The sequence below is a fragment of the Stenotrophomonas sp. STEN022 genome, from assembly GCF_056760155.1.
Genome location: NZ_JBRREG010000003.1, coordinates 1 through 20,783, shown reverse-complemented (window position 1 = coordinate 20,783; position 20,783 = coordinate 1). Strand labels below are relative to the sequence as shown.

At 64.9% G+C, this 20,783-nt stretch carries 18 protein-coding genes; 3 read left to right on the top strand and 15 right to left on the bottom strand.

All coding sequences use genetic code 11. The features are described from left to right. Positions 1–6: 6 nt before the first annotated feature. Positions 7–747, top strand: coding sequence for a UDP-2,3-diacylglucosamine diphosphatase (lpxH, locus tag ACVOMF_RS01410; RefSeq protein ID WP_481507703.1), 741 nt, complete (start codon positions 7–9; stop codon positions 745–747). Positions 748–909: 162 nt separating this feature from the next. Here lpxH and ACVOMF_RS01405 read toward each other — a convergent pair whose 3' ends face one another. From ACVOMF_RS01405 to ACVOMF_RS01365, 9 genes are all read right to left on the bottom strand, one after another. Next, complete coding sequence (locus ACVOMF_RS01405) at positions 910–1,368, bottom strand: COG3650 family protein (protein ID WP_481507702.1); 459 nt, start codon at positions 1,366–1,368, stop codon at positions 910–912. A 264-nt stretch (positions 1,369–1,632) separates the two neighbouring features. After that, complete coding sequence (locus ACVOMF_RS01400; protein ID WP_481507754.1) at positions 1,633–2,403, bottom strand: ferritin-like domain-containing protein; 771 nt, start codon at positions 2,401–2,403, stop codon at positions 1,633–1,635. A gap of 172 nt (positions 2,404–2,575) precedes the next feature. After that, entirely contained in the window at positions 2,576–4,042 is a 1,467-nt protein-coding gene (gene purF, locus ACVOMF_RS01395; RefSeq protein ID WP_296251928.1) for an amidophosphoribosyltransferase, read from the bottom strand. 29 nt (positions 4,043–4,071) lie between these two features. Next, complete coding sequence (locus ACVOMF_RS01390; protein WP_481507701.1) at positions 4,072–4,806, bottom strand: CvpA family protein; 735 nt, start codon at positions 4,804–4,806, stop codon at positions 4,072–4,074. 60 nt (positions 4,807–4,866) lie between these two features. Continuing rightward, positions 4,867–5,883, bottom strand: coding sequence for an SPOR domain-containing protein (locus ACVOMF_RS01385; protein ID WP_481507700.1), 1,017 nt, complete (start codon positions 5,881–5,883; stop codon positions 4,867–4,869). Positions 5,884–5,949: 66 nt separating this feature from the next. Beyond that, entirely contained in the window at positions 5,950–7,224 is a 1,275-nt protein-coding gene (gene folC, locus ACVOMF_RS01380) for a bifunctional tetrahydrofolate synthase/dihydrofolate synthase (protein WP_481507699.1), read from the bottom strand. Positions 7,225–7,529: 305 nt separating this feature from the next. Continuing rightward, positions 7,530–8,174 (bottom strand): histidine phosphatase family protein, encoded by a 645-nt coding sequence (locus tag ACVOMF_RS01375; RefSeq protein ID WP_481507698.1) that lies wholly within the window; start codon positions 8,172–8,174, stop codon positions 7,530–7,532. An 893-nt stretch (positions 8,175–9,067) separates the two neighbouring features. Next, on the bottom strand, positions 9,068–9,283 hold the full coding sequence (locus tag ACVOMF_RS01370; protein ID WP_481507697.1) for a hypothetical protein: 216 nt from the start codon (positions 9,281–9,283) through the stop codon (positions 9,068–9,070). Positions 9,284–9,557: 274 nt separating this feature from the next. Continuing rightward, complete coding sequence (locus tag ACVOMF_RS01365) at positions 9,558–11,723, bottom strand: S46 family peptidase (protein WP_481507696.1); 2,166 nt, start codon at positions 11,721–11,723, stop codon at positions 9,558–9,560. Between the two features lie 135 nt (positions 11,724–11,858). On the opposite strand from ACVOMF_RS01365, the gene tdh reads away from it, so the two are divergent. After that, positions 11,859–12,893, top strand: coding sequence for an L-threonine 3-dehydrogenase (gene tdh, locus ACVOMF_RS01360; protein WP_303749069.1), 1,035 nt, complete (start codon positions 11,859–11,861; stop codon positions 12,891–12,893). A 132-nt stretch (positions 12,894–13,025) separates the two neighbouring features. On the opposite strand, the gene ACVOMF_RS01355 is transcribed toward tdh, so the two are convergent. The 6 genes from ACVOMF_RS01355 to ACVOMF_RS01330 form a co-directional block, all read right to left on the bottom strand. Continuing rightward, entirely contained in the window at positions 13,026–13,778 is a 753-nt protein-coding gene (locus ACVOMF_RS01355) for a TorF family putative porin (protein WP_481507695.1), read from the bottom strand. 120 nt (positions 13,779–13,898) lie between these two features. Next, positions 13,899–14,942 carry a sulfate/molybdate ABC transporter ATP-binding protein gene (locus ACVOMF_RS01350; RefSeq protein WP_481507694.1) on the bottom strand — a complete coding sequence of 348 codons (1,044 nt, stop codon included), beginning with the start codon at positions 14,940–14,942 and terminating at the stop codon, positions 13,899–13,901. Positions 14,943–14,949: 7 nt separating this feature from the next. Next, positions 14,950–15,891 carry a sulfate ABC transporter permease subunit CysW gene (cysW, locus tag ACVOMF_RS01345; protein ID WP_481507693.1) on the bottom strand — a complete coding sequence of 314 codons (942 nt, stop codon included), beginning with the start codon at positions 15,889–15,891 and terminating at the stop codon, positions 14,950–14,952. Further along, complete coding sequence (gene cysT, locus ACVOMF_RS01340) at positions 15,888–16,724, bottom strand: sulfate ABC transporter permease subunit CysT (RefSeq protein WP_481507753.1); 837 nt, start codon at positions 16,722–16,724, stop codon at positions 15,888–15,890. The genes cysW and cysT overlap by 4 nt, the downstream gene beginning before the upstream one ends. A 23-nt stretch (positions 16,725–16,747) precedes the next feature. Next, positions 16,748–17,770, bottom strand: a complete 1,023-nt coding sequence (locus ACVOMF_RS01335; RefSeq protein ID WP_481507692.1) for a sulfate ABC transporter substrate-binding protein — start codon at positions 17,768–17,770, stop codon at positions 16,748–16,750. 12 nt (positions 17,771–17,782) lie between these two features. Then, a complete protein-coding gene (locus tag ACVOMF_RS01330; RefSeq protein ID WP_481507691.1) occupies positions 17,783–19,210 on the bottom strand; it encodes an OprO/OprP family phosphate-selective porin in 1,428 nt (475 codons plus the stop codon). Between the two features lie 161 nt (positions 19,211–19,371). On the opposite strand from ACVOMF_RS01330, the gene kbl reads away from it, so the two are divergent. Beyond that, the gene (gene kbl / locus ACVOMF_RS01325; RefSeq protein ID WP_481507690.1) at positions 19,372–20,586 is read left to right on the top strand and encodes a glycine C-acetyltransferase; all 1,215 of its coding nucleotides are present in this window, start codon (positions 19,372–19,374) and stop codon (positions 20,584–20,586) included. The last annotated feature ends 197 nt before the right edge of the window (positions 20,587–20,783 follow it).

Below are 20,783 nucleotides of genomic sequence, written 5' to 3'. Positions count from 1 at the left end.
GCGGGCATGACAACGCTGTTCATCTCCGACCTGCACCTGGACCCCAGCCGTCCAGCCATCACTGAACTGTTCCTCGACTTCCTGCGCGGCGAAGCGCGGCAGGCCGAGGCGCTGTACATCCTTGGCGACCTGTTTGAAGCCTGGATCGGCGATGACACGCCCTCCAGCGCCGCCGACGCGGTTGCGCTGGCGCTGCGTGCAGTCAGCGATGCCGGTGTGCCGGTGTACTTCATCCGCGGCAACCGCGACTTCCTGCTCGGCAACGACTATGCCGCCCGCGCCGGCATGCAGATCCTGCCGGACCCCTCGGTGATCCAGCTTTACGGCAAGCCGGTGCTGCTGCAGCACGGCGACCTGCTGTGCACCGATGACGTTGCCTATCAAGCCTTCCGCGCACAGACCCGAAACCCGGCCTTCATCGCCCAGTTCTTGTCGCAGTCGCTGCAAGCACGCGTCGCCTTCGCGCAGAAGGCCCGTGCCGCCAGCCAGGCGCATCAATCTGAAATGAAGCAGGACGACAAGGCGACGTTTGAAACCGTCACTGACGTGGCGCCGGCCGAGGTGGTTGCCACCTTCCAGCGCTATGGCGTGGACACGATGATCCACGGCCACACCCATCGCCCGGCGATCCATACAGTGAACAGCGGCGAGCACAGCTTCACCCGCATCGTGCTGGGGGACTGGTACGAGCAGGGTTCGGTGTTGCGTGTGGATGCGGATGGGTTCCGGTTGGAAGCATTGGGCTGAAAGCCAGCACAGGGATTTGTGGGAGCGGTGTGAGCCGCGAAGCTGTTACAAAAAAACCGCCAGAGTTGGCTGCAATCGCAGACCTTTCTGGCGGTTCTTGTTTTCTTGGTTTCGGGGCTCACGCCGCTCCCACAAAATTTAGATTTGGATCAAGCGCCCGGCTCAGGGTGCTTCCACCGGAACCGACGGGTCGCGGGCGCAGCCCTTGAAGGTGTCCTTGCCGAGCACGAACTCAGCGGTGAACGGATGGCTCAGGTCGGACATGCCGTCCGAGCACTCGGCGCGCTGCACGGTCAGCCGGAATGCATCCTTGCCCTCACCGCCCTGCACTACCAGCAAGCCATCCTGCAGCGTGCGGCTGCCCTCCAGGTGCAACGGGCTGGCCTGGGTTTCCGGGGTGCTGTAGTCGAGCTTGCCGCCATCCGCGCGCACGCTCCAGAACGGCTCATTGCCAAAGGCCTGCACGATGACCGGGAAATCATCCTTGGCAGCTACTGCTTCAGCTGCTGCGACAGGCGCAACCGGAGCCGGCGCTGTAGCACTGGAATCGGCCGCAGGCTTGGGACCGTTGCATGCCGACAATGCCACTACCAGCGCGGCCAGCATAAGAATCTGCTTCATTGTTTTCTCCTTGATTGCATCGTTGCCGATCGAGGACACAGTGACATGCGACTCGACCTGATGTTGGCGCATGCCCTTGCATCAACCCGTGAAAGACGGGGATACGGAAAGCCGCATCTGCCACGCCGATGGTGGAATGCAGGCGCGCTGGCCGTCAATCGGACACGGCCCGAGTTGCGGGGATCATTCATCGTTGAGCCCTGCATTGCCGACGGGAACAGGCGCCGCCAATGACGCGGCGGTCTGCCTCACCGCGCGCGGCATTCAACCGGCTTGTTCAACCAGATAGTCCAGTTCGTCTTCATCGAAACCGGCCAACAAGCGCGCTTCCAGATTGAAGGGCCCGCGCAGATAGCCACCGGCGTATTCGCCCAGCAGCTCTTTGAATCGCTTGCGTGGCTCGACCCCAACGCGCGCGCAATACCAGTGGTACCAGCGCGTGCCGGCAGCGACGTGGGCCACCTCTTCGCGCAGGATCACCTCCAGCACGTCGGCAGTCGTTGCATCACCCAGCGAGCGCAGCTTGCTGATCATCGCCGGGGTCACATCCAGGCCGCGCGCTTCCAGTACCCGCGGCACCAACGCCATGCGTGCCAAGCCGTCGTGCGCGGTCTTCTCGCACATTTCCCATAGACCGTTATGCGCGGGGAAATCGGCGTAGTCATGGCCATGTGCCAATAGGCGATCACGCAGCAGTACGAAGTGGCGCGACTCATCATCCGCACAGCTCACCCAATCGGCGTAGAAGCTGCCCGGCAGGCCACGGAAGCGATAGACCGCGTCCCAGGCCAGGTCGATGGCATTGAGTTCGATATGGGCGATGGCATGGATGAAGGCAGCGCGGCCATCCACGGAACCCAGGCCACGGCGTGGCAGGTCGCGCGGGTGCACGAGCACCAGTTGCGGCGGGCGGCCTGGCGCACGGATCGGTTCGGGATCTGGCGCTTCTGCTGGCAGCTTCAAGGTGCCAGTCCGGTAGCGCGCTGCGTAATGCTGGGTGAGCGCGACTTTCTCAAGCGGATCGGCGGCGGCCATGCAGATGCAGGCTGCATCGAGCAGGGAGAAGTCGGCTGCTTCGGGCGGTGCGGCGAATGCTTGGTTGGTTATGGACGGCAGTGCTTGTTGCGGGTTCATGGGTGCTCACATGTTGCCGCTTCGTTCTGCCCTCACCCCAACCCCTCTCCCGCAGGCGGGAGAGGGGCTTAGATCAGGCGCGGCGCTGGGTCTTGGCTTCGTCCGAGCGCAGCTGTTGGATGCGCTCGAAGTAACCCGGCTCGATGCCGGTGACGTACTCGCCGTTGAAGCAGGACGAATCGAATTCCTTCAGCTCCGGGTTGCCTTCACGCACGGCGACTTCCAGGTCTTCCAGGTCCTGGTAAACCAGCCAGTCACAGCCCAGGTGCTTCTCGATTTCCTCGACGCTGCGGTTGTGCGCGACCAGCTCTTCGGCGGCCGGCATGTCGATCCCGTAGATGTTCGGGAAACGCACCGGCGGCGCAGCGCTGGCCAGGTAGACCTTGCGTGCGCCGGCATCGCGCGCCATCTGCACGATCTGCTGGCTGGTGGTGCCGCGCACGATGGAGTCATCGACCAGCAGCACCACGCGGTTGCGGAATTCCAGATGGATGGGGTTGAGCTTGCGGCGCACGGATTTCACCCGCTCGCCCTGGCCCGGCATGATGAAGGTGCGGCCGACGTAGCGGTTCTTGACGAAGCCTTCGCGGTACTTCACGCCGAGCACATTGGACATTTCCAGCGCGGCATCGCGCGAGGTGTCCGGGATCGGGATGATGGTGTCGATGTCATGGTCCGGACGCAGGCGCAGGATCTTCTCGCCAAGCTTCTGGCCCATGCGCATGCGCGCCTTGTGCACCGACACGTTGTCCATCATCGAGTCGGGACGCGCGAAGTACACATACTCGAAGATGCACGGCGTCTGCTGGGTGTTGGTCGCGCAGATCTCGGTGAACAGCTCGCCGCGCTCGGTGATGACCACCGCTTCGCCCGGCGCCACATCGCGCATGCGCTCGAAGCCAAGCACGTCCAGCGCCACCGATTCGGAGGCCACGGCGTACTCGACGCCTTCGGCATGGTTGCGCTTGCCCAGCACCAGCGGGCGGATGCCGTGCGGGTCGCGGAAGGCCACCAGGCCCAGGCCCAGCACCACGCTGACCACTGCATAGCCGCCCTTGCAGCGACGGTGCACGCCGGCCACGGCGCGGATCGCCGCTTCCGGGGTCAGCATGCGCTGTGCATCCAGCTCGTAGGCGAACACGTTCAACAGCACTTCGCTGTCCGAATCGGTATTGATGTTGCGGCGGTCGGCCTCGAATACCTGGCGGCGCAGCGCCTCGGTATTGATCAGGTTGCCGTTGTGCGCCAGCGCGATGCCGTACGGCGAGTTGACGTAGAACGGCTGCGCCTCGTCGGTGCCTTCCGAGCCTGCGGTCGGGTAACGCACATGGGCGATGCCGATGCGACCCTGCAGCAGCGCCATGCGCCGCTCGTCGAATACATCACGGACCAGGCCGTTGGCCTTTTCCACGCGCAGGCGGGTGCCGTCAGCGGTGGCGATACCGGCCGCATCCTGGCCACGGTGTTGGAGGACGGTCAGGCCGTCATAAAGCTGCCCGGCGACGTTCTGGTTGCCGACGATTCCGACGATGCCACACATGTTGCGCGATCTCCGCTGGGCGATGCCCGTTAACGTGAAGGTGGCCGTGCCTGGCCTTGAGGCTCAACCCGTATCGGCTTGAGTTGACCCGGGCGCACCTGCGCCGGATCGATGTTGGAGGGCAACGCCCCCGCCGGGTCAGCTCGGCCTTGCTCTGCACTGCGCTGGCGGGGATCAAAACGCGTCCCTGCCAACGGCGCCGGTAGCAAGCCACTGCCCGCATCTGCTTCGTTCGGTCCGCCATTATCGCCTGCCAACACCGACTTACCCAAGTCCATCAGCGCCATTGCCGGCGATTCAGGTGGCTGCGGCAGCTTTTCACGCATCCAGCCAGCCATCGGCTGCAGCCACGGCACCACACTGGACTGCCGCCAACCCGGCTCCTGAGGCATCGAGGTGAAACCCAGCAGCAGTACCGCCAGCACCGCGAACAGCCCCCCGCGCACCACGCCCAACGCCAGGCCCAGCAGCCGATCCGGCCATTTCAGCAGCACCGTGGCATCGACCACGCCACGCAGCAGGCGCCCGACCAGGGTCGCCGCCAGCAACACGCCGATGAATACCAGCAGATAGCCGCCGACGTATTCGCCGGTGCTGGGCTGGCCTTGATCGGCCAGCAGCAAGGCAGCGCGCTCACCGTAGTAGAACGCGGCCGCAGCGGCCAACAGCCAGTTCACTACGCCGAGCACGGTCGCCAGCAGCCCGCGCATCAGCCCGAACAGGGCCGATACACCGATCAGCGCCAACAACAGCAGATCAATCACCGCAGACCCCGCACGTGAGGCGCAGCGCTGGGCGACTGATAGACGGGACGCAACGCCGCATCAAGGATGCGGGCGGACCATGCCGGCAATGCCGACCTTGGCCGCGACCTGCGCCTTGAGCTGCTCAGCCTGCTCGCGACTGGCAACCGGCCCGACTCGGACACGGTTGAGCACGCCGTTATCGGTACGCACCTGTTCAACAAACGCACTGAAGCCGGCGGCACGCGCGCGATCACGCAGCGCATTGGCATCGGCGGCCTGGCCGAAGGCACCCAGCTGCACGGCGAAGCCCACACCGCTGGCGGCCGGCGCGGCCGGGGTGGTGACCGCCGGCTTGGCCGCAGTTGCCGCTACCGGCTTGGCCGGTTCAGGCTTCGGTGCCTCCGGCTTGGGCGCTGCAGGTTTGGGCGCGGCCACGACCGGCTTGGCCGGCTCCGGCGGCAAGGCCTCGGTGCGCACCGGCGCGGTGTTCGAGGCGGCAACAGGGGTGCTGCTGGTGGCCGGTGGGACGGCAGCGGTCGGCGCAGCGACGGCGTTTTCGGCAGTGGCGTTGAGCACCACCACCTGCGCATTCACGTCGTTGCGGACCTTGCCCGCTTCCAGCCGCACCAGTTCGGCCTGGGCACGATCGGCATACGGACCGATGCGCACACGCCAAGCCTGGCGACCATTGATGGTGTCGGCCTGGCGGAAGCCCGGCAGATTGGATTTCTTCAGGTGCGCGATCACCGCATCGGCGTCAGCCTCGCTGCCATAGGCACCAAAATTGACCGCGTAGTTGCCAGCGGCGGTCGCCGGCGGCAGGCCATTGGCCGGCGGCTCGACGGCCGCGGCCACGCCGGTTTCCGGTTGCGCGGCCGGCATGCCCAAAGCACCACCCGCCGGTGCGCCCGGCGCGACCAGCGGCAACTCGCGAGTCTCGAACTGGCCTTCGGCCGGTGCTGCGGGCGCACTGAGCGGCACGTCCTGTACGCCACTGTCCGGTGCAGGCCCTTTGACCAGCATCGGCAGGAAGATCACGGCAAGCGCCACCAGAACGATGGCACCAATCAGTCGCTGTTTCAGAGGAGTTTCCACAATTGGCGTATGCGCGGCGCGGCGGAGTGCCCCGGTGATTATATGCGGGGCACGCGTGGCAGCGTCTTAGTCAGCTGAACGGAGTACCGGCAGCGCTTCGGCCACGGTATGGAAGGAGCCGAACACCAGCACCCGGTCGCCTGGCCTGGCCTGGGCCAATGCAGCGTCCAGCGCCCCGCTGACGTTGGCGGACAAACCGGCCTCGGCGGCATGGGTCTGCGCCAGGCGTTCGCGCAGGTGCGCGGCGGTCTGCCCACGCGCACCTTCCAGCCCGGCCAGGAACCAGCCATCGACCTGCGACTGCAAGGCTTCGACCACTCCCACGGCGTCCTTGTCGGCCAGCGCGGCATACACGGCCAGCGTGCGCCCCTGCACCGGTTCTGCCTTCAATGCCGCAGCCAGCGCAGCAGCAGCCTGCGGGTTGTGGCCGACATCCAGCAACACCTCCACATCACCGCGCTGGAAGCGCTGCAGGCGCCCGATTACTTGCGCATCGGCAATACCCTGCGCCCACGCAGCGCGCGGCACCAGCTTGTCCAGGGCGCGCAACGCAGCGACTGCGGTTGCGGCATTGTTGCGCTGGATCGGCGCCCACAATGCCGGCTGCGGCAGTTCCAGGCGGAAGGAGACATCACGCCAGCGCCACAGTTCGCCATCAATGTCCTCGGCGAAGAAGTCGCTGCCGAAGCGGATCGCATTGGCACCGAGCACGTAGGCGCGACGCAGCACGCTGGAGGGCGGATCGATCTCGCCGAGGATCAGCGGCTTCCAGCCACGGATGATGCCGGCCTTCTCCTGGCCGATGGCTTCGCGATCGGCGCCCAGCCAATCGGCGTGGTCGATATCGACGGTGGTGATCACAGCCACATCGGCGTCGATGATGTTGACCGCGTCCAGCCGCCCACCGAGGCCGACTTCAAGCACGGCCAAGTCCAGGCCGGCCTGCTGGAACAGCCACAGCGCACACAAGGTGCCGTATTCGAAATAGGTCAACGCGGTGTCGCCACGGGCGTCTTCAACCGCATTGAAGCCGGCGACCAGACTGGCGTCATCCACATCCTTGCCATCGATGCGCACGCGCTCGTTGTAGCGGAGCAGGTGCGGCGAGGTGTAGGCACCTACCTTCCACTCCGCGGCGCGGGCGATGGACTCGATGAAGGCCACGGTCGAACCCTTGCCATTGGTGCCGCCAACCACGATGCAGTGCTCGGCCGGCCGCCCCAGCTGCATGCGCTGGGCGACTTCGCGCACGCGCTCCAAACCCATTGCAATGGCTTGCGGGTGCTGCTGTTCGATATGGGCGAGCCACTGTTCAAGCGTGGCGGGACGGGCGGAAGACATGCGGAAGACTCTCGGGATCATGGGCCGGCACTGAAAGCCGGCTGCGCGTTGCGCGCGGGAATGGTGCCAATGATACAGCGGCGGCTGCACGCGGCCGCCAAGCTTGCCGGCATGTCAGGCCGGGACGTGTGTAGTGCCGAACCATGCTCGGCATGGGCTTCACCAGCAAGCCATCAACACCGAGGGCCGCAGGAGCAGCGTAAGCTGCGAAGCCAGTGCAGGATCAGAAGCGATAAAGCCAACCCCTCCCCAGCCCTCCCCTTCGCTACGCGAAAGGGAGGGAGCAACGGCGGCCCTGCTGCGCCTTACAGCGCGCGATGCTTTGCTTCGCCGAAGAACGGGGTGTGGTGGGCGCAGTCGTTCAGGCGCACCACTTCCAGGTGCTCGACGTCCGGGCCTTCCAGCAGGTTCAACGTGGTCGGGGCCTGGCGGAAGCTCCACAGCTTGGCAATCGGCAGACCAAGGATCCTGCACAGGATGACGCGGTTGACCGCGTCGTGCGCGACCACCAGCAAGGTGTCGTCTTCGCCCAGGCCTTCGGCGGCAGCGGTCAGGCCGCGCCAGCTGCGGTCCAGCACCTGCCGCAGCGATTCGCCGCCGGGCATCAGCACGGTATCGGGTTCCTCGCGCCAGGCGCGCAGACGTGCCGGGTCTTTCTCGTCGATCTCGCTGGCTAGCAGACCTTCCCACTCACCGTGGGCGATTTCCTGCAGGTCCGGCTCGGTCAGCAACATGGATTCGCGCGCGCTGCCCAATGCGGCCTTGGCGGTGGCCTGCGCACGGCTCAGCGGCGAGGCCACGGCACGGGTGATCTGCACATCGGCCAACCGCTCCCCCAGGGCCTTGGCCTGGGCCTCACCCACCGGCGAGAGGGGAATGTCGATCTGGCCCTGGTAGCGGCCTTCGGCGTTCCACGGCGTTTCGCCGTGACGGGCAAGCAGGATGCGCATGCAGCTGTTTCCATTGTGGTGGGGGTCCCGCCAGCTGTCCGCGACGGGAGGGGCATCATAGCCCGGCCGTGCGCCGATACCGCCCACGGTTACCTTCGATACGGATCCTGCGTCGGTACCCGACGCAACTGTGCCCACGATTTGCCGCAGCGGCTTGAGCAGACCGCAGCAGTAGCGGGCAACAGCACTGACGGCACGGTTGCGCACCGGGCGCAGGCGTTACCATGCCGGTTCCCTGTCGGTGGCACGGTGTGACTTCCGCACGAGGGCAGCAACTTCAAGGCCCCAGAACGCGGCATGACCAGCACCTCAAGTTCTCCCAAGCAGTTCAAACTCAAGCTCTGGCATGAACGTCGCGACCGCTGGGTCGCGATGCTGGTCACGGCGGTGCTGCATGTGCTGATGCTGCTGCTCCTGATGTACTCCAATCCGCCAGTGGTTTCCTCGCCGCAGGGCTCATCGGGCGGCGGCCGCACCAAGGTCGATTTTGTTGGGGAAGCACCGCCGTCCACGGAGCAGAGCAAGGTGCCGCCAAAGGACAAGCCCAACAAGACCACGCGCTCGCAACCCAAGCCGACCACGCAGCGGCGCAGCGAGGAACGCAAGCCGGTGCCGGAAGCCCGCTATATCGAACCGCCGAGCGAGCCAGAGCAGGAAGAAACCAGGACCCAGGAACTGGCCCAGACTCCGGCCGCGCCAGCGGCGGCGGCCAGCCCGTCTGAAACCGTGCCGCGTCGTCCGCAGACCTGGACCGGGCGCCCGCCCGGTTCGCTGGACAGGACCACCGCGCAGGACAATTACGGTCGCTCCGCTGGCCAGGGCAATGACAGCGGCAGAAGCGTCGACCGCAGTGCCGGAGCTCCGGCCATGGAAGTCGGCGGCTACCAGATCGTCTATGACCTGCTCAGCGAGGAGAAGCTGCGCGCATGGATGGACGGGGCCAAGGAGGTCAATGGCAAGAAGGAATTGTCGATCCCGCTGCCCGGCACCACGTATTTGATGGTCTGCCCGGCCGAGGTTGCACTGCGTCGGGGCTCCAGCAAGTGCCGCATGCTGCAGGCCGGCTCGCCCGAGTTGCAGGACATCGGCGATGCGCGCCAGTTCGTCATCGTGATGTACGTCTACCGCTACGGCGAACTGGGGGGGCTCTTGCGGGTGGCTTTCGGCTTACGTGTATGCGCCCCCCTTGCCCGGATTTGGCTGCTCGGTAATTGCCGCAGCGTCGCTTGGCGCGGCTCTACAACGGCAAGCCTGCCGCTGCATCAGCCCGCCAGAAGCTTACCCCTCCCCAGCCCTCCCCTTCGCTGCGCGAAAGAGAGGGGGCAAAACAAAAGCCCGGACGGTTTCCCGTCCGGGCTTCCTTATCAACAACGCAACCCGAACTTACTTCGAGGCGGCGTCCATTTCCTTCAGCAGCTGCGGCGCCGGTGCCACTTCCTGCATGATCCAGCGCATGTAACGCTCGTCGACCGAGATCATGCGGGTCATCACCGGGTCGAACACCCAGTTGCTGGCGACCGATTCCCAGATACCGTCAAACGCCAGGCCAACCAGGCGGCCGTGCGCGTCCAGCACCGGCGAACCGGAATTGCCGCCGGTGATGTCCAGGTCGGACAGGAAGTTCACCGGCACGCTGCCGATGCGCTTGTCCTCGAAGCCGCCGTAGCGCTTGGCCTTGACCGCGTCAATCAGCGCCTTCGGCGAATCGAACGGGTCCTTGCCGGTTTCCTTGGCGACGATGCCTTCCAGGTCGGTGAAGGCTTCCTGCACCTTGCCGTCCAGACCGGTGTAGCCCTTCACGTTGCCGAAGGTGATGCGCAGCGACAGGTTGGCATCCGGGTAGACGAACTCACCCTTGGTCTTCTTGTAATCGGCAATGGCCTGCAGGAACAGCGGACGTGCCACCAGCTCCTCGCCCATGCGCAGCTTGCGCTGGTGCTCCAGTTCCAGCAGTGCCGGCATCACTGCCACGGCGTACTGGATGGCCGGGTCATTGCTGGCTTCGAACGCGGCCTTGTCGGCACCGAACCACTTCAGGCGCTCGTCCAGGCTGCCCAGCTTGGAGCCGTCCAGACGCGCCACCGTTGCATCAACCGCCTTGGCATCCACGCCGCCGATCCACTTGTCGAACGCGGACAGATGCTGGCCCGCCGGCAGCTGCACGTACTGCTGCAGCCAGTACTGCTGGAACTGACGGTCCATGGCCGGCACGTAGCGGCGGTCCATCTGCTTCAGGCCACCTTCGATGGTCGGCAGATCGCGTTCCTGGTAACCCTCTTCACGCTGTGCGTCCGGCTTGGCCTTCTCGATCGCCAGACGGTAAAGGCGCACGGCGGTGCCGAGGGTGCCGGTGCGGTTGAGCATGGCCAGGTTCAGGTCACGCGCCTGGTTCATGCGCGACTGCTGGCCCAGCGTCTGCAGCTGCGTGAACGCATCCAGCGCCGGCTTGCCGGCAGCACCCTGGCCGCGCAGCCACTCCAGTACCGCGGTTTCCGCAGCCTGCTTCTGGCCAAGCACGTTGTTGCGCTTGAAGCCGTCCAGCTGGCCGTCATAGTTCTTGCTGGTGTTGTTCCAGCTGGCCATGTTGGACGCGTACTTGACCGCGATGTCCTGGTTGTCCTTGCTGGCCGCTTCGACCATCGCGATCTGATCCTTGTAGGCCTTGGCGATCGACGGGTAGGTCCAGATGGCGGTGTTCTCGAATTCGCTGACCAGCGCATAGCGATCGGTGCGGCCCGGGTAACCGGCCACCATCACGAAATCACCCTCGCCCAGCGGCTGGTTGGCCAGCTTCAGCCAATGCTTGGGCTGGTACGGCACGTTGTCGGCAGCGAACGCCGCCGGCTTGCCGTCCTTGCCAACGTAGGCGCGGTAGAACGAGAAATCGCCGGTGTGGCGTGGCCACATCCAGTTGTCGACGTCACCGCCGAACTTGCCGACGCTGCCCGGCGGCGCATAGGCCAGGCGCACGTCCTTGATCTCCATGTTCTTGAACAGGCGGTAGGTGTTGCCGCCGGAGAAGCTGTACAGGGTGCAGCTGTAGGCGTCATCGGTTTCGCAGGCGGCGATGGCCTGCTTCTCGAAGGCTTCCAGTGCCTGGGTGCGCTTGAGCGGGTCATTGCCGGCGCCAGCGATGGCAGCCTTGGCCTGTGCGGTGACGTCGGTGATGTCGTCCAGCACGTAGATGCGGGCGTTCGGGCCAGCGCTCAGCTCGTCCTTCAGGGTCGGCGCGTTGAAGCCGTCCTTGATCAGGTTCTTCTCAGCCGTGGAGTTCAGCTGGATCGAACCGTAGGCGCAATGGTGGTTGGTCACCACCAGGCCCTGCGGCGACACGAAGCTGGCGGTGCAGCCACCCAGCGCAACCACCGCGCCCATCGGGTCGCCGGTCAGGTTGGCCAGCTGCTGCGGGTCCAGCTTCAGGCCAGCCTGCTTCAGCGGGCCGGCAATTTCAGGCAGCTGCTGCGGCACCCACATGCCTTCGGCGGCGTGCGCGGTCTGCGCCAGGCCAAGGCCAGCAACGATGGAAAACGCAAGGAAATTCACGCGCATTACGCACATCCGAAAGTTTGGAAGGCCCGATTGTAGCCGTTGTAACCGTCCACCTCCCCTGCCATCGGTCAGTACCGGGCGGTTACGGCTGAAAGCTTATAATCGCGGTCTTTCCTCACACTGCGGTTCCCTGCAATGGCACAGACGATGAAGGCGCTGGTGAAGCGCGAAGCGACCAAGGGCATCTGGATGGAAGAGGTGCCGGTGCCTACGCCGGGCCCGAACCAGGTGCTGATCAAGCTGGAAAAAACCGCCATCTGTGGCACCGACCTGCACATCTACCTGTGGGACGAGTGGAGCCAGCGCACCATCAAGCCGGGCCTGACCATCGGCCACGAGTTTGTCGGCCGCATCGCCGAGATCGGCCCGGGCGTGACCGGCTATGAGATCGGCCAGCGCGTCTCGGCCGAAGGCCACATTGTCTGCGGCCATTGCCGCAACTGCCGCGGCGGCCGCCAGCACCTGTGCCCGAACACCGTCGGCATCGGCGTCAACGTCAACGGCGCCTTCGCCGAATACATGGTGATGCCGGCCACCAACCTGTGGCCGATCCCGGACCAGATCCCGTCCGAGCTGGCGGCGTTCTTCGACCCCTACGGCAACGCCGCGCATTGCGCGCTGGAGTTCGACGTGATCGGCGAAGACGTGCTGATCACCGGTGCCGGCCCGATCGGCATCATTGCCGCCGGCATCTGCAAGCACATCGGTGCGCGCAACGTGGTGGTCACCGACGTCAATGATTTCCGCCTGAAGCTGGCCGCCGACATGGGCGCCACCCGCGTGGTCAACGTCGCCAACCAGTCGCTGAAGGACGTGATGGCCGAGCTGCACATGGAGGGCTTCGACGTGGGCCTGGAAATGAGCGGCAACCCGCGCGCCTTCAACGACATGCTCGATTGCATGTACCACGGCGGCAAGATCGCCATGCTCGGCATCATGCCCAAGGGCGCCGGTTGCGACTGGGACAAGATCATCTTCAAGGGCCTGACCGTGCAGGGCATCTACGGCCGCAAGATGTACGAGACCTGGTACAAGATGACCCAGCTGGTGCTGGGCGGTTTCCCGCTCGGCAAGGTGATGACCCACCAGCTGCCGGTGGACCGTTTCCAGGAAGGTTTCGACCTGATGGAACAGGGCAAGGCCGGCAAGGTCGTGCTGAGCTGGAATTGAGCCCAGGCAGAATCGGTAGTGCCGACCCATGGTCGGCATCGGCGTCACCGGTAATGCCCGTCGCCGTCCATGAGTCGGCACTACAGAAAAAGGCGCCTTTCGGCGCCTTTTTCATTTTGCATCACACTCGAATCAGGGCACGTCCACCGACACGGTGAACACGACGCCCGGCTTGTAGGTGTCCGATTCGCGACGCAGGTCAGCAGCATCCGAACCAAAGGTGTCGTAGTAACCCAGGGTTGCGGTTGCCGGGCCGAAGGCCTTGGATACCGAGACCGAGCCATCGTAGTAATCGGCGCGACGCGGCCACTCGTTGGCCTTTTCTTTGATCGTGGTGTAACCGGCCGAAGCACCGATCGAGAAGCCGCTGTCACCGATGTCGTAGCTGGCCTCCAGCGCGCTGTAGGTCTGCTTGGCACCGGTGTTGCTGTAGTCGTTGGCATAGCCGAGCAGGCCGCTGACGGTCACCGGGCCACTCCAGGTCACCTTGGCCAGGTACTCGTTGTAGTCGATGTCGCCGTAACCACTGGAAGCGCCTTCGTAGGTGTAACGGTTCACACCCAGGTCCAGGTTCCAGCTGTCACTCAGGTCCTTGCTCCAACCGATGTTGTAATCGACTTCGAAGTTCGGGCCGCCGTCACCGAAATCGACATTCGAGCCCCACACGCCCACGTACAGGCCGAATGGCGCGGTGTAGTTGGCGCCGGCCTGGAATGCCGGACCGTTGTCGGTCTGCGACACGCCACGGAACACGTAATCGGTGGTTACGCCGAAGCTGGCGCTGAACGGAGAGGTGGACTCCTCACTCTCCTGGGCACTGGCGGCAAACGGAACGGACAACAGGGCGGCGCAGGCCACGGCGACAAGACGCTTGTTGTGCATCATGCAGATCTCTCCAGGAAGTGGGGGCATCGGGATAGGACAAATCCCGATTCACAAATATTTAACCGCAATTATATTGCGATGCAACATCTATTTCACCCCAACTGCCCCGCCCCATCCTATTCAGCCTGCCGCTGCTGGAAAGACCCCGTAGCGACGGGCCCCGAGCCGGATTGACTGCCCCGCCGCATAAGACGGCGCATCGGCTGGCAACTCCACTTCCAACTCGGTAGTTGCGCCCGCCAGGCGCGCGCGCAGACGCTGGCGTGGGCCACTGCGCTGCACCAGCCCGACCGTGGCCTGCCAGTGGCCATCGGCCTCGACCACCAGATCCTCGGGCCGCACGAACACCTCCAACGCCTCGCCTTCCGGCACTGCGCTGGTGCGAGGCCACTGTGCCCCGGCCACTTCCAGCGTCTGCCCCTGCGCACGTGCCGGCAGCCGGTTGGCCTCTCCGACAAAGCCATAGACGAAGGGCGACGCCGGCTGGTCATAGACCTCGCCCGGCGTACCCACCTGTTCGATGCGGCCACGGTTGAGGATGGCGACACGATCGGCCAGCTCCAGCGCTTCCTCCTGATCGTGGGTGACGAATACCGTGGTCAACCCGGTGCGGTCGTGCAGTTCGCGCAGCCAACGGCGCAGGTCGCGGCGCACCTGCGCATCCAACGCGCCGAAGGGTTCATCCAGCAACAGCACACGCGGTTCGATCGCCAGCGCGCGAGCCAGTGCCACCCGCTGGCGTTGGCCACCGGACAGCTGCGCCGGGTAACGCCCGCCCAGCCCATCAAGTTGTACCAGCGCCAGCAGTTCATCGACCTTGGCGTCGATGCGCGCCTTCGGCCAACGCTCGGCACCGCGCCGCACTTCCAGCCCGAAGGCGATATTGCGGCGCACGTCCAGATGCTTGAACAAGGCGTAATGCTGGAACACGAAACCAGCGCGGCGTGCCTGCACACTCAAACCGGTGGCGTCTTCGCCATCGAACAGGATCTCGCCGCGCTCGGGATGTTCCAAGCCGGCCAGCGCGCGCAGCAAAGTGGTCTTGCCTGAGCCGGATGGACCCAGCAAGGCCAACAACTCACCACTGCGGATATCCAGGCTCACCCCATCCAGCGCGGGGAACGTGCCGTACTGCTTGCCCAGGTTGTGTATGCGGATGTTCATTGCGACCTCAATGACGGTGGGCGGCGGACAGCGATTGACCGTGGCGCCACTCCAGGAAAGATTTCACCACCAGCGTCAGCAAGGCGGTTGCGGCCAACAACGAGGCGCAGGCAAAGGCGGCGCTGTAGGCGTATTCGTTGTAGAGAATTTCAACGTGCAGCGGCAGCGTATTGGTGCGACCGCGGATATGCCCGGACACCACCGACACCGCGCCGAACTCACCCATCGCCCGCGCGCTGCACAACAGCACGCCATACAGCAAGCCCCAACGGATGTTCGGCAAGGTCACCTTCCAGAACATCTGCCAGGCATTGGCACCCAGCGTCAGCGCTGCCAGCTCTTCGTCACTGCCCTGCTGCTCCATCAGCGGCATCAGTTCGCGCGCAATGAAGGGAAAGGTGACAAACACCGTGGCCAGCACGATGCCGGGTATCGCAAACACGATGCGCGGCAGCTGCAGCAAGGTTTCGCCCAGCACCGGCAGGTGCAGGCGCAGCCCATCCTCGATCATCGGCCAGAACCAACCATCGCGGCCGAACAACAGGATGAAGACCAGACCTGCCACCACCGGCGATACCGAGAACGGCAGATCGATCAGCGTCACCAACCAACGCTTGCCCGGGAAAGTGTGCTTGCTCACCACCCAGGCCGCGGCGACGCCGAAGACCAGATTCAAGGGCACGACGATCGCCGTCACCAGGAGCGTCAGGCGTATCGCCGACAAGGCATCCGGATCACTGATCGCGTTCCAGAACGCCAGCACGCCACCACGCAGTGCCTCGACGAATACCAGCACCAGCGGCAACAACAGGAACGACAGCAGAAACCCCAGCGCGCCCAGGATCAGCAACACCTGCACCCAGCGTGGCTCGCTGGTCACCTGCTGCGGCTTGGCCACACGCGCACTACGTTCGATAGCCACCGGCAACTCCGACACCAACTCGTTCATCGCGCACCCCTGCGCTGCAGGCGTGCCTGCAAGGTATTGACCAGCAGCAGCAGCGCGAACGACAGCAACAACATCGCCCCGGCAATCGCGGTGGCACCGGCATAATCAAATTCTTCCAAACGGATGGTGATCAGCAGCGGCGCGATCTCGGTGACGCTGGGCATGTTGCCGGCGATGAAGATCACCGAGCCGTACTCCCCCACGCCACGCGCGAAGGCCAACGCAAAGCCGGTCAGCATCGCCGGCCACAGGCTGGGCAGCACCACCCGCACGATGGTCTGGAATCGTGTGGCACCCAGTGTGGCCGAGGCCTCCTCGAACTCGCGCTCGGCTTCGGCCAATACCGGCTGCACGATGCGCACCACGAATGGCAGGCCGACAAACACCAGCGCCACCACGATGCCGAGCGGGGTGTACGCCACCTTGATGCCCAACGGCTCCAGCCATTGCCCGATCCAACCCTGGCCGCCGTAAAGCGCAGTCAAGGCGATACCGGCCACGGCGGTCGGCAAGGCAAACGGCAGATCGATCATTGCATCGAACAGGCGCCGGCCGGGGAAGTTGTAGCGCACGAATACCCACGCCACCCACGTTCCCATCACGGTATTGAACGCAGCCGCGGCAAACGCGGTGCCGAAGCTCAGCCGCAGTGCGGCCAGCACGCGCGGTTCGGTCCATATCTGCCAGATGCCACCCAGGCCCAGCCCTGCCGCTTTCAGGAATACGCCCAACAGCGGGATCAGGACGATCAGCCCCAACCAGAACAAGGTGATGCCCATACCAAGACCAAAGCCGGGGAGTACCCGGCGTTGGCTTCGCACACGCGGCTGCAGTGTTTGTGCGGTTGCTGACACGTCTACTTGCTCGCCTGGATCTGATCGAAGACGCCGCCGTCGGCGAAGTGCTCGGCCTGCGCCCTGCCCCATGAGCCGAAGGCACTGCGGATGGTGACCAGTTGCACCTGCGGGAAGCGCGCCACGTCAGCCGGTGCGGCGTACTGCGGCGAACGCGGGCGGTAGTAATGACGCGCTGCGATGCGCTGGCCTTCCGGCGAGTACAGGTATTGCAGATAGGCCTGGGCGACATCGCGGGTGCCATGGCGGTCGACGTTGCGATCCAGCAGCGCTACCGACGGTTCGGCGAGGATCGATAGTTTCGGCACCACGATCTCGAACTTGTCCGGGCCCAGCTCTTCCTGGGCGAGGAAGGCTTCGTTTTCCCAGGCCAGCAATACGTCACCAATACCGCGTTGGACGAAGGTGGTGGTGGCACCACGCGCACCTGTATCAAGCACCGGCACATTGCGGAACAGCGCGCGCATGTAGTTCAGGACCTTGCTGCGGTCGCCTTTGAAGATGTGATCGCCGTACGCCCAGGCTGCCAGATAATTCCAGCGCGCGCCGCCGGAGGTCTTGGGATTTGGCGTCACCACCGATACGCCGCTGCGCAGCAGGTCCGGCCAGTCGCGGATGCCCTTGGGGTTGCCCTTGCGCACCAAAAACACGATCGTCGAAGTGTACGGCGCGCTGTTTTCCGGCAGGCGGGTCTCCCAGTTGGCAGGCAGCAGCTTGGCCTTGTCGGCGATCGCGTCCACGTCATAGGCCAGCGCCAGGGTAACCACGTCGGCCTCGATGCCGTCGATCACCGTACGCGCCTGCTTGCCGGAGCCGCCGTGTGAGGTTTCGATGGTGACGTTGTCGCCCTTGGTTTCCTTCCAGTGCTTGGCGAAGGCGGCGTTGAAATCGCGGTACAGCTCGCGGGTCGGGTCATAGGAAACATTGAGCAGTTGCACATCACGCGCGAACGCAGCGCCGGCACTCAAGGTCAGGGCGAACGCCAGTGCTGCAGTCGCAAGGCGTGAAACATAGGAATGTGTCATCAGGGCTCTCCGTCAGAAAGAAACTTGCAGGCGCGAGAAAACAGCTTTTTCATCAGGCAACTTCGCGCCAGCGGAAGCCGCATCAAAACTGCTGTGCAGATAGTTGGTCGCCAGCTTGAGGTTGGCGGTCAGGTACCAGTTGGCACCGACTGTCCACGAGCGGACCTGTGAAGCCGACACGGCCGGATCGGCATAGAACGGGAAGGCGGCATCATCGATCTGCAGCTCGCCGTAGCGCGCGGTCAGTTCCACCGCGCCATGCCCACCATTTGCGCCAAACGGGCGCGAAGGCGTGACGCCGCGATAGCTCGCATCCTCACCGGTCAGTACATAGCTGGCGGTAGCCTGCCAGGCGCGGTTGTCCAGGCGCTTGCGGATGCCATTGCGCGCGACTTCCTGTTCCGAGGCGATGTACTCGGCCTGCAGGCCCAGCCCATTGCGGTAGAACCAGCCCTGCGGCGACCAGCGGCGGTGCTCGCCATCGGCAACCACGGCACTGCGGTAAGCAAAGAACGTGGCCTGGCCGGGCGTGCGATAACGCGGCAGGAAGTTGTTGCCGCTGCCATGCTTTTCGCCGCTGCTTGCGCCCAGGCCAAAGCCCAGACCTGCCCATGCGCTGTCGCTGCCCTTGAGCGGCTCGAAGAACACGCGCCCTGCATACTCGAAGTCGTCATCCGGATTGCTGGTGACCGCGTCGCGACCATCGACAGTACCGTTGAACACACCCAGCGCATAGCTGAACTTGCCCTTGGCCACTTCGCCCTGCAGCTGCACACCGAGGTCACGGTTCGGTGCCAGTTCGCTGGCCAGCGCGCGCTCCACATCGACCAGTGCCGAGGATGACTGCAGGCGTTCCAGACCGACCGGCGAGGTGAACTTGCCGACGCGTACGGTGTACGCGGGATCGAAACGCAGATCGGCATAGGCATCGACGATGCTGGCGCTGTCACCTGCAAACTCCGGGGTGAAGCGGTACGCCACCAGCTTGCCCAGCGAACCTTCCAACGTGGGCCGCGCGGTACGCAGCAGGAAGGTGTCGTTCTGGTTGGCGTCGCCGCCCAGGAACGCGCGGGCATCACCTTGCAGCAGACCGCGCAGCTTCAACTCATAGTTGCCATCGCCGGATTTGAACGAGGCGCCCTTCTGGTCGATGGCGATCTTCGGTGCACTCTTGGCGGTAGCAACCCGCTCTTCTTCCGCCAGCTCAAGGCGGCGCTCGAGGATGCGCAGGCGCTGGTCCAGATCAGCCAGACCTACACCTTCGGTCGCACCATCGCTGACCCCGGCCAGTCGCTCCAATCGCTGCAGGCGCTCCTGCAACTGTTCCACGGTGAGTTGCTGCGCCTGCGCCGATGACCCCGCCCCACACGCCACCAGGGCCAGGCTGAGGGACAACAGCTTCCTGGTCGGCAGGGTGAATGGGGGGCGTGTGAAGGTCATCGGCGTCTCCTGGTGGGTGGGTGTGCCGTCGATGCTGCGGGTGCACACCCGTTACCGAGAAATGACTTAGGCCGCCGCGCTTATAGCCTTTGCGCATGACGACAACGCCGGGACACGGGGAAGGCTAAAATTGGCGTTCCACTTGACCGCAAGACCCCGCCATGACCGAAACCGCGAACATCTCCCCGCTGACCCGGCACTACGCCGAGGAACTGGACGCCATCCGCGCGCAGGGGCTGTTCAAGTCCGAACGCATCATCACCAGCCCGCAGTCGGCCGAGATCACCCTCGACGACGGCCGCACGGTGCTGAACTTCTGTGCCAACAACTACCTGGGCCTGGCCGATCACCCGGAGCTGATCCAGGCCGCCAAGGATGCGCTGGACACGCATGGCTTCGGCATGGCCTCGGTGCGCTTCATCTGCGGCACCCAGGACTTGCACAAGCAGCTGGAGAAGCAGATCGCCGAGTTCTTCGGCAAGGACGACACCATCCTCTACGCCGCCTGCTTCGATGCCAATGGCGGCCTGTTCGAGCCGCTGCTGGGCGAGAACGACGCGATCATCTCCGACGCGCTGAACCACGCCTCCATCATCGATGGCGTGCGCCTGTGCAAGGCCAAGCGCTTCCGCTACGCCAACTGCGATATGGCCGATCTGGAAGCACAGCTGCAGGCCGCTGATGCAGCCGGCTGCAAGACCAAGCTGATCACCACTGACGGCGTGTTCTCGATGGACGGCTTCATCGCCCCGCTCGATGAAATCACCGCGCTGGCGAAGAAGTACGGCGCGCTGGTGCACATCGACGAATGCCATGCCACCGGCTTCCTCGGTGCCACTGGTCGCGGCTCGGCCGAAGTGAAGGGTGTGCTCGACAAGATCGACATCATCACCGGCACCCTCGGCAAGGCCATGGGTGGTGCGCTGGGCGGCTTCACCTGCGCCAGCGCCGAGGTCATTGAACTGCTGCGCCAGCGTTCGCGTCCCTACCTGTTCTCCAACTCGCTGCCGCCGCATGTGGTTGCTGCCGGCATCAAGGCATTCGAGATGTTGGCTGCCGCCGACGACCTGCGTGCAACGCTGCGCGAGAACACCGCTTACTTCCGCGAGAAGATGACCGCCGCCGGTTTCGACGTAAAGCCGGGCGTGCACCCGATCAGCCCGGTGATGCTGTACGACGCACCGTTGGCGCAGAAGTTCGCCCAGCGTCTGCTGGAAGAAGGCATCTATGCGATCGGCTTCTTCTTCCCGGTGGTGCCCAAGGGCCAGGCCCGCATCCGCACCCAGATCAGTGCCGCGCACAGCCGCGCACACCTGGATCGCGCGATCGATGCCTTCACCCGGATTGGCCTGGAGCTGGGCGTGATCAAGGGCTGAGGGTTGGTCTTGGATTGAAATGCAAACAGGCGCCGAAAGGCGCCTGTTTTGTCTTGCCCTGTAGTGGGGGGGGGGGGGGGGGGGGGGGGGGGGGCGCGGGGGGGGGGGGGGGCGGGGGGGGGGGGGGGGGGAGGGGGTGGTGGGGGGGCGCGGGCGGGGGGCGGCGGGGGGGGGGGGGGGGGGGGGGGGGGGGGGGG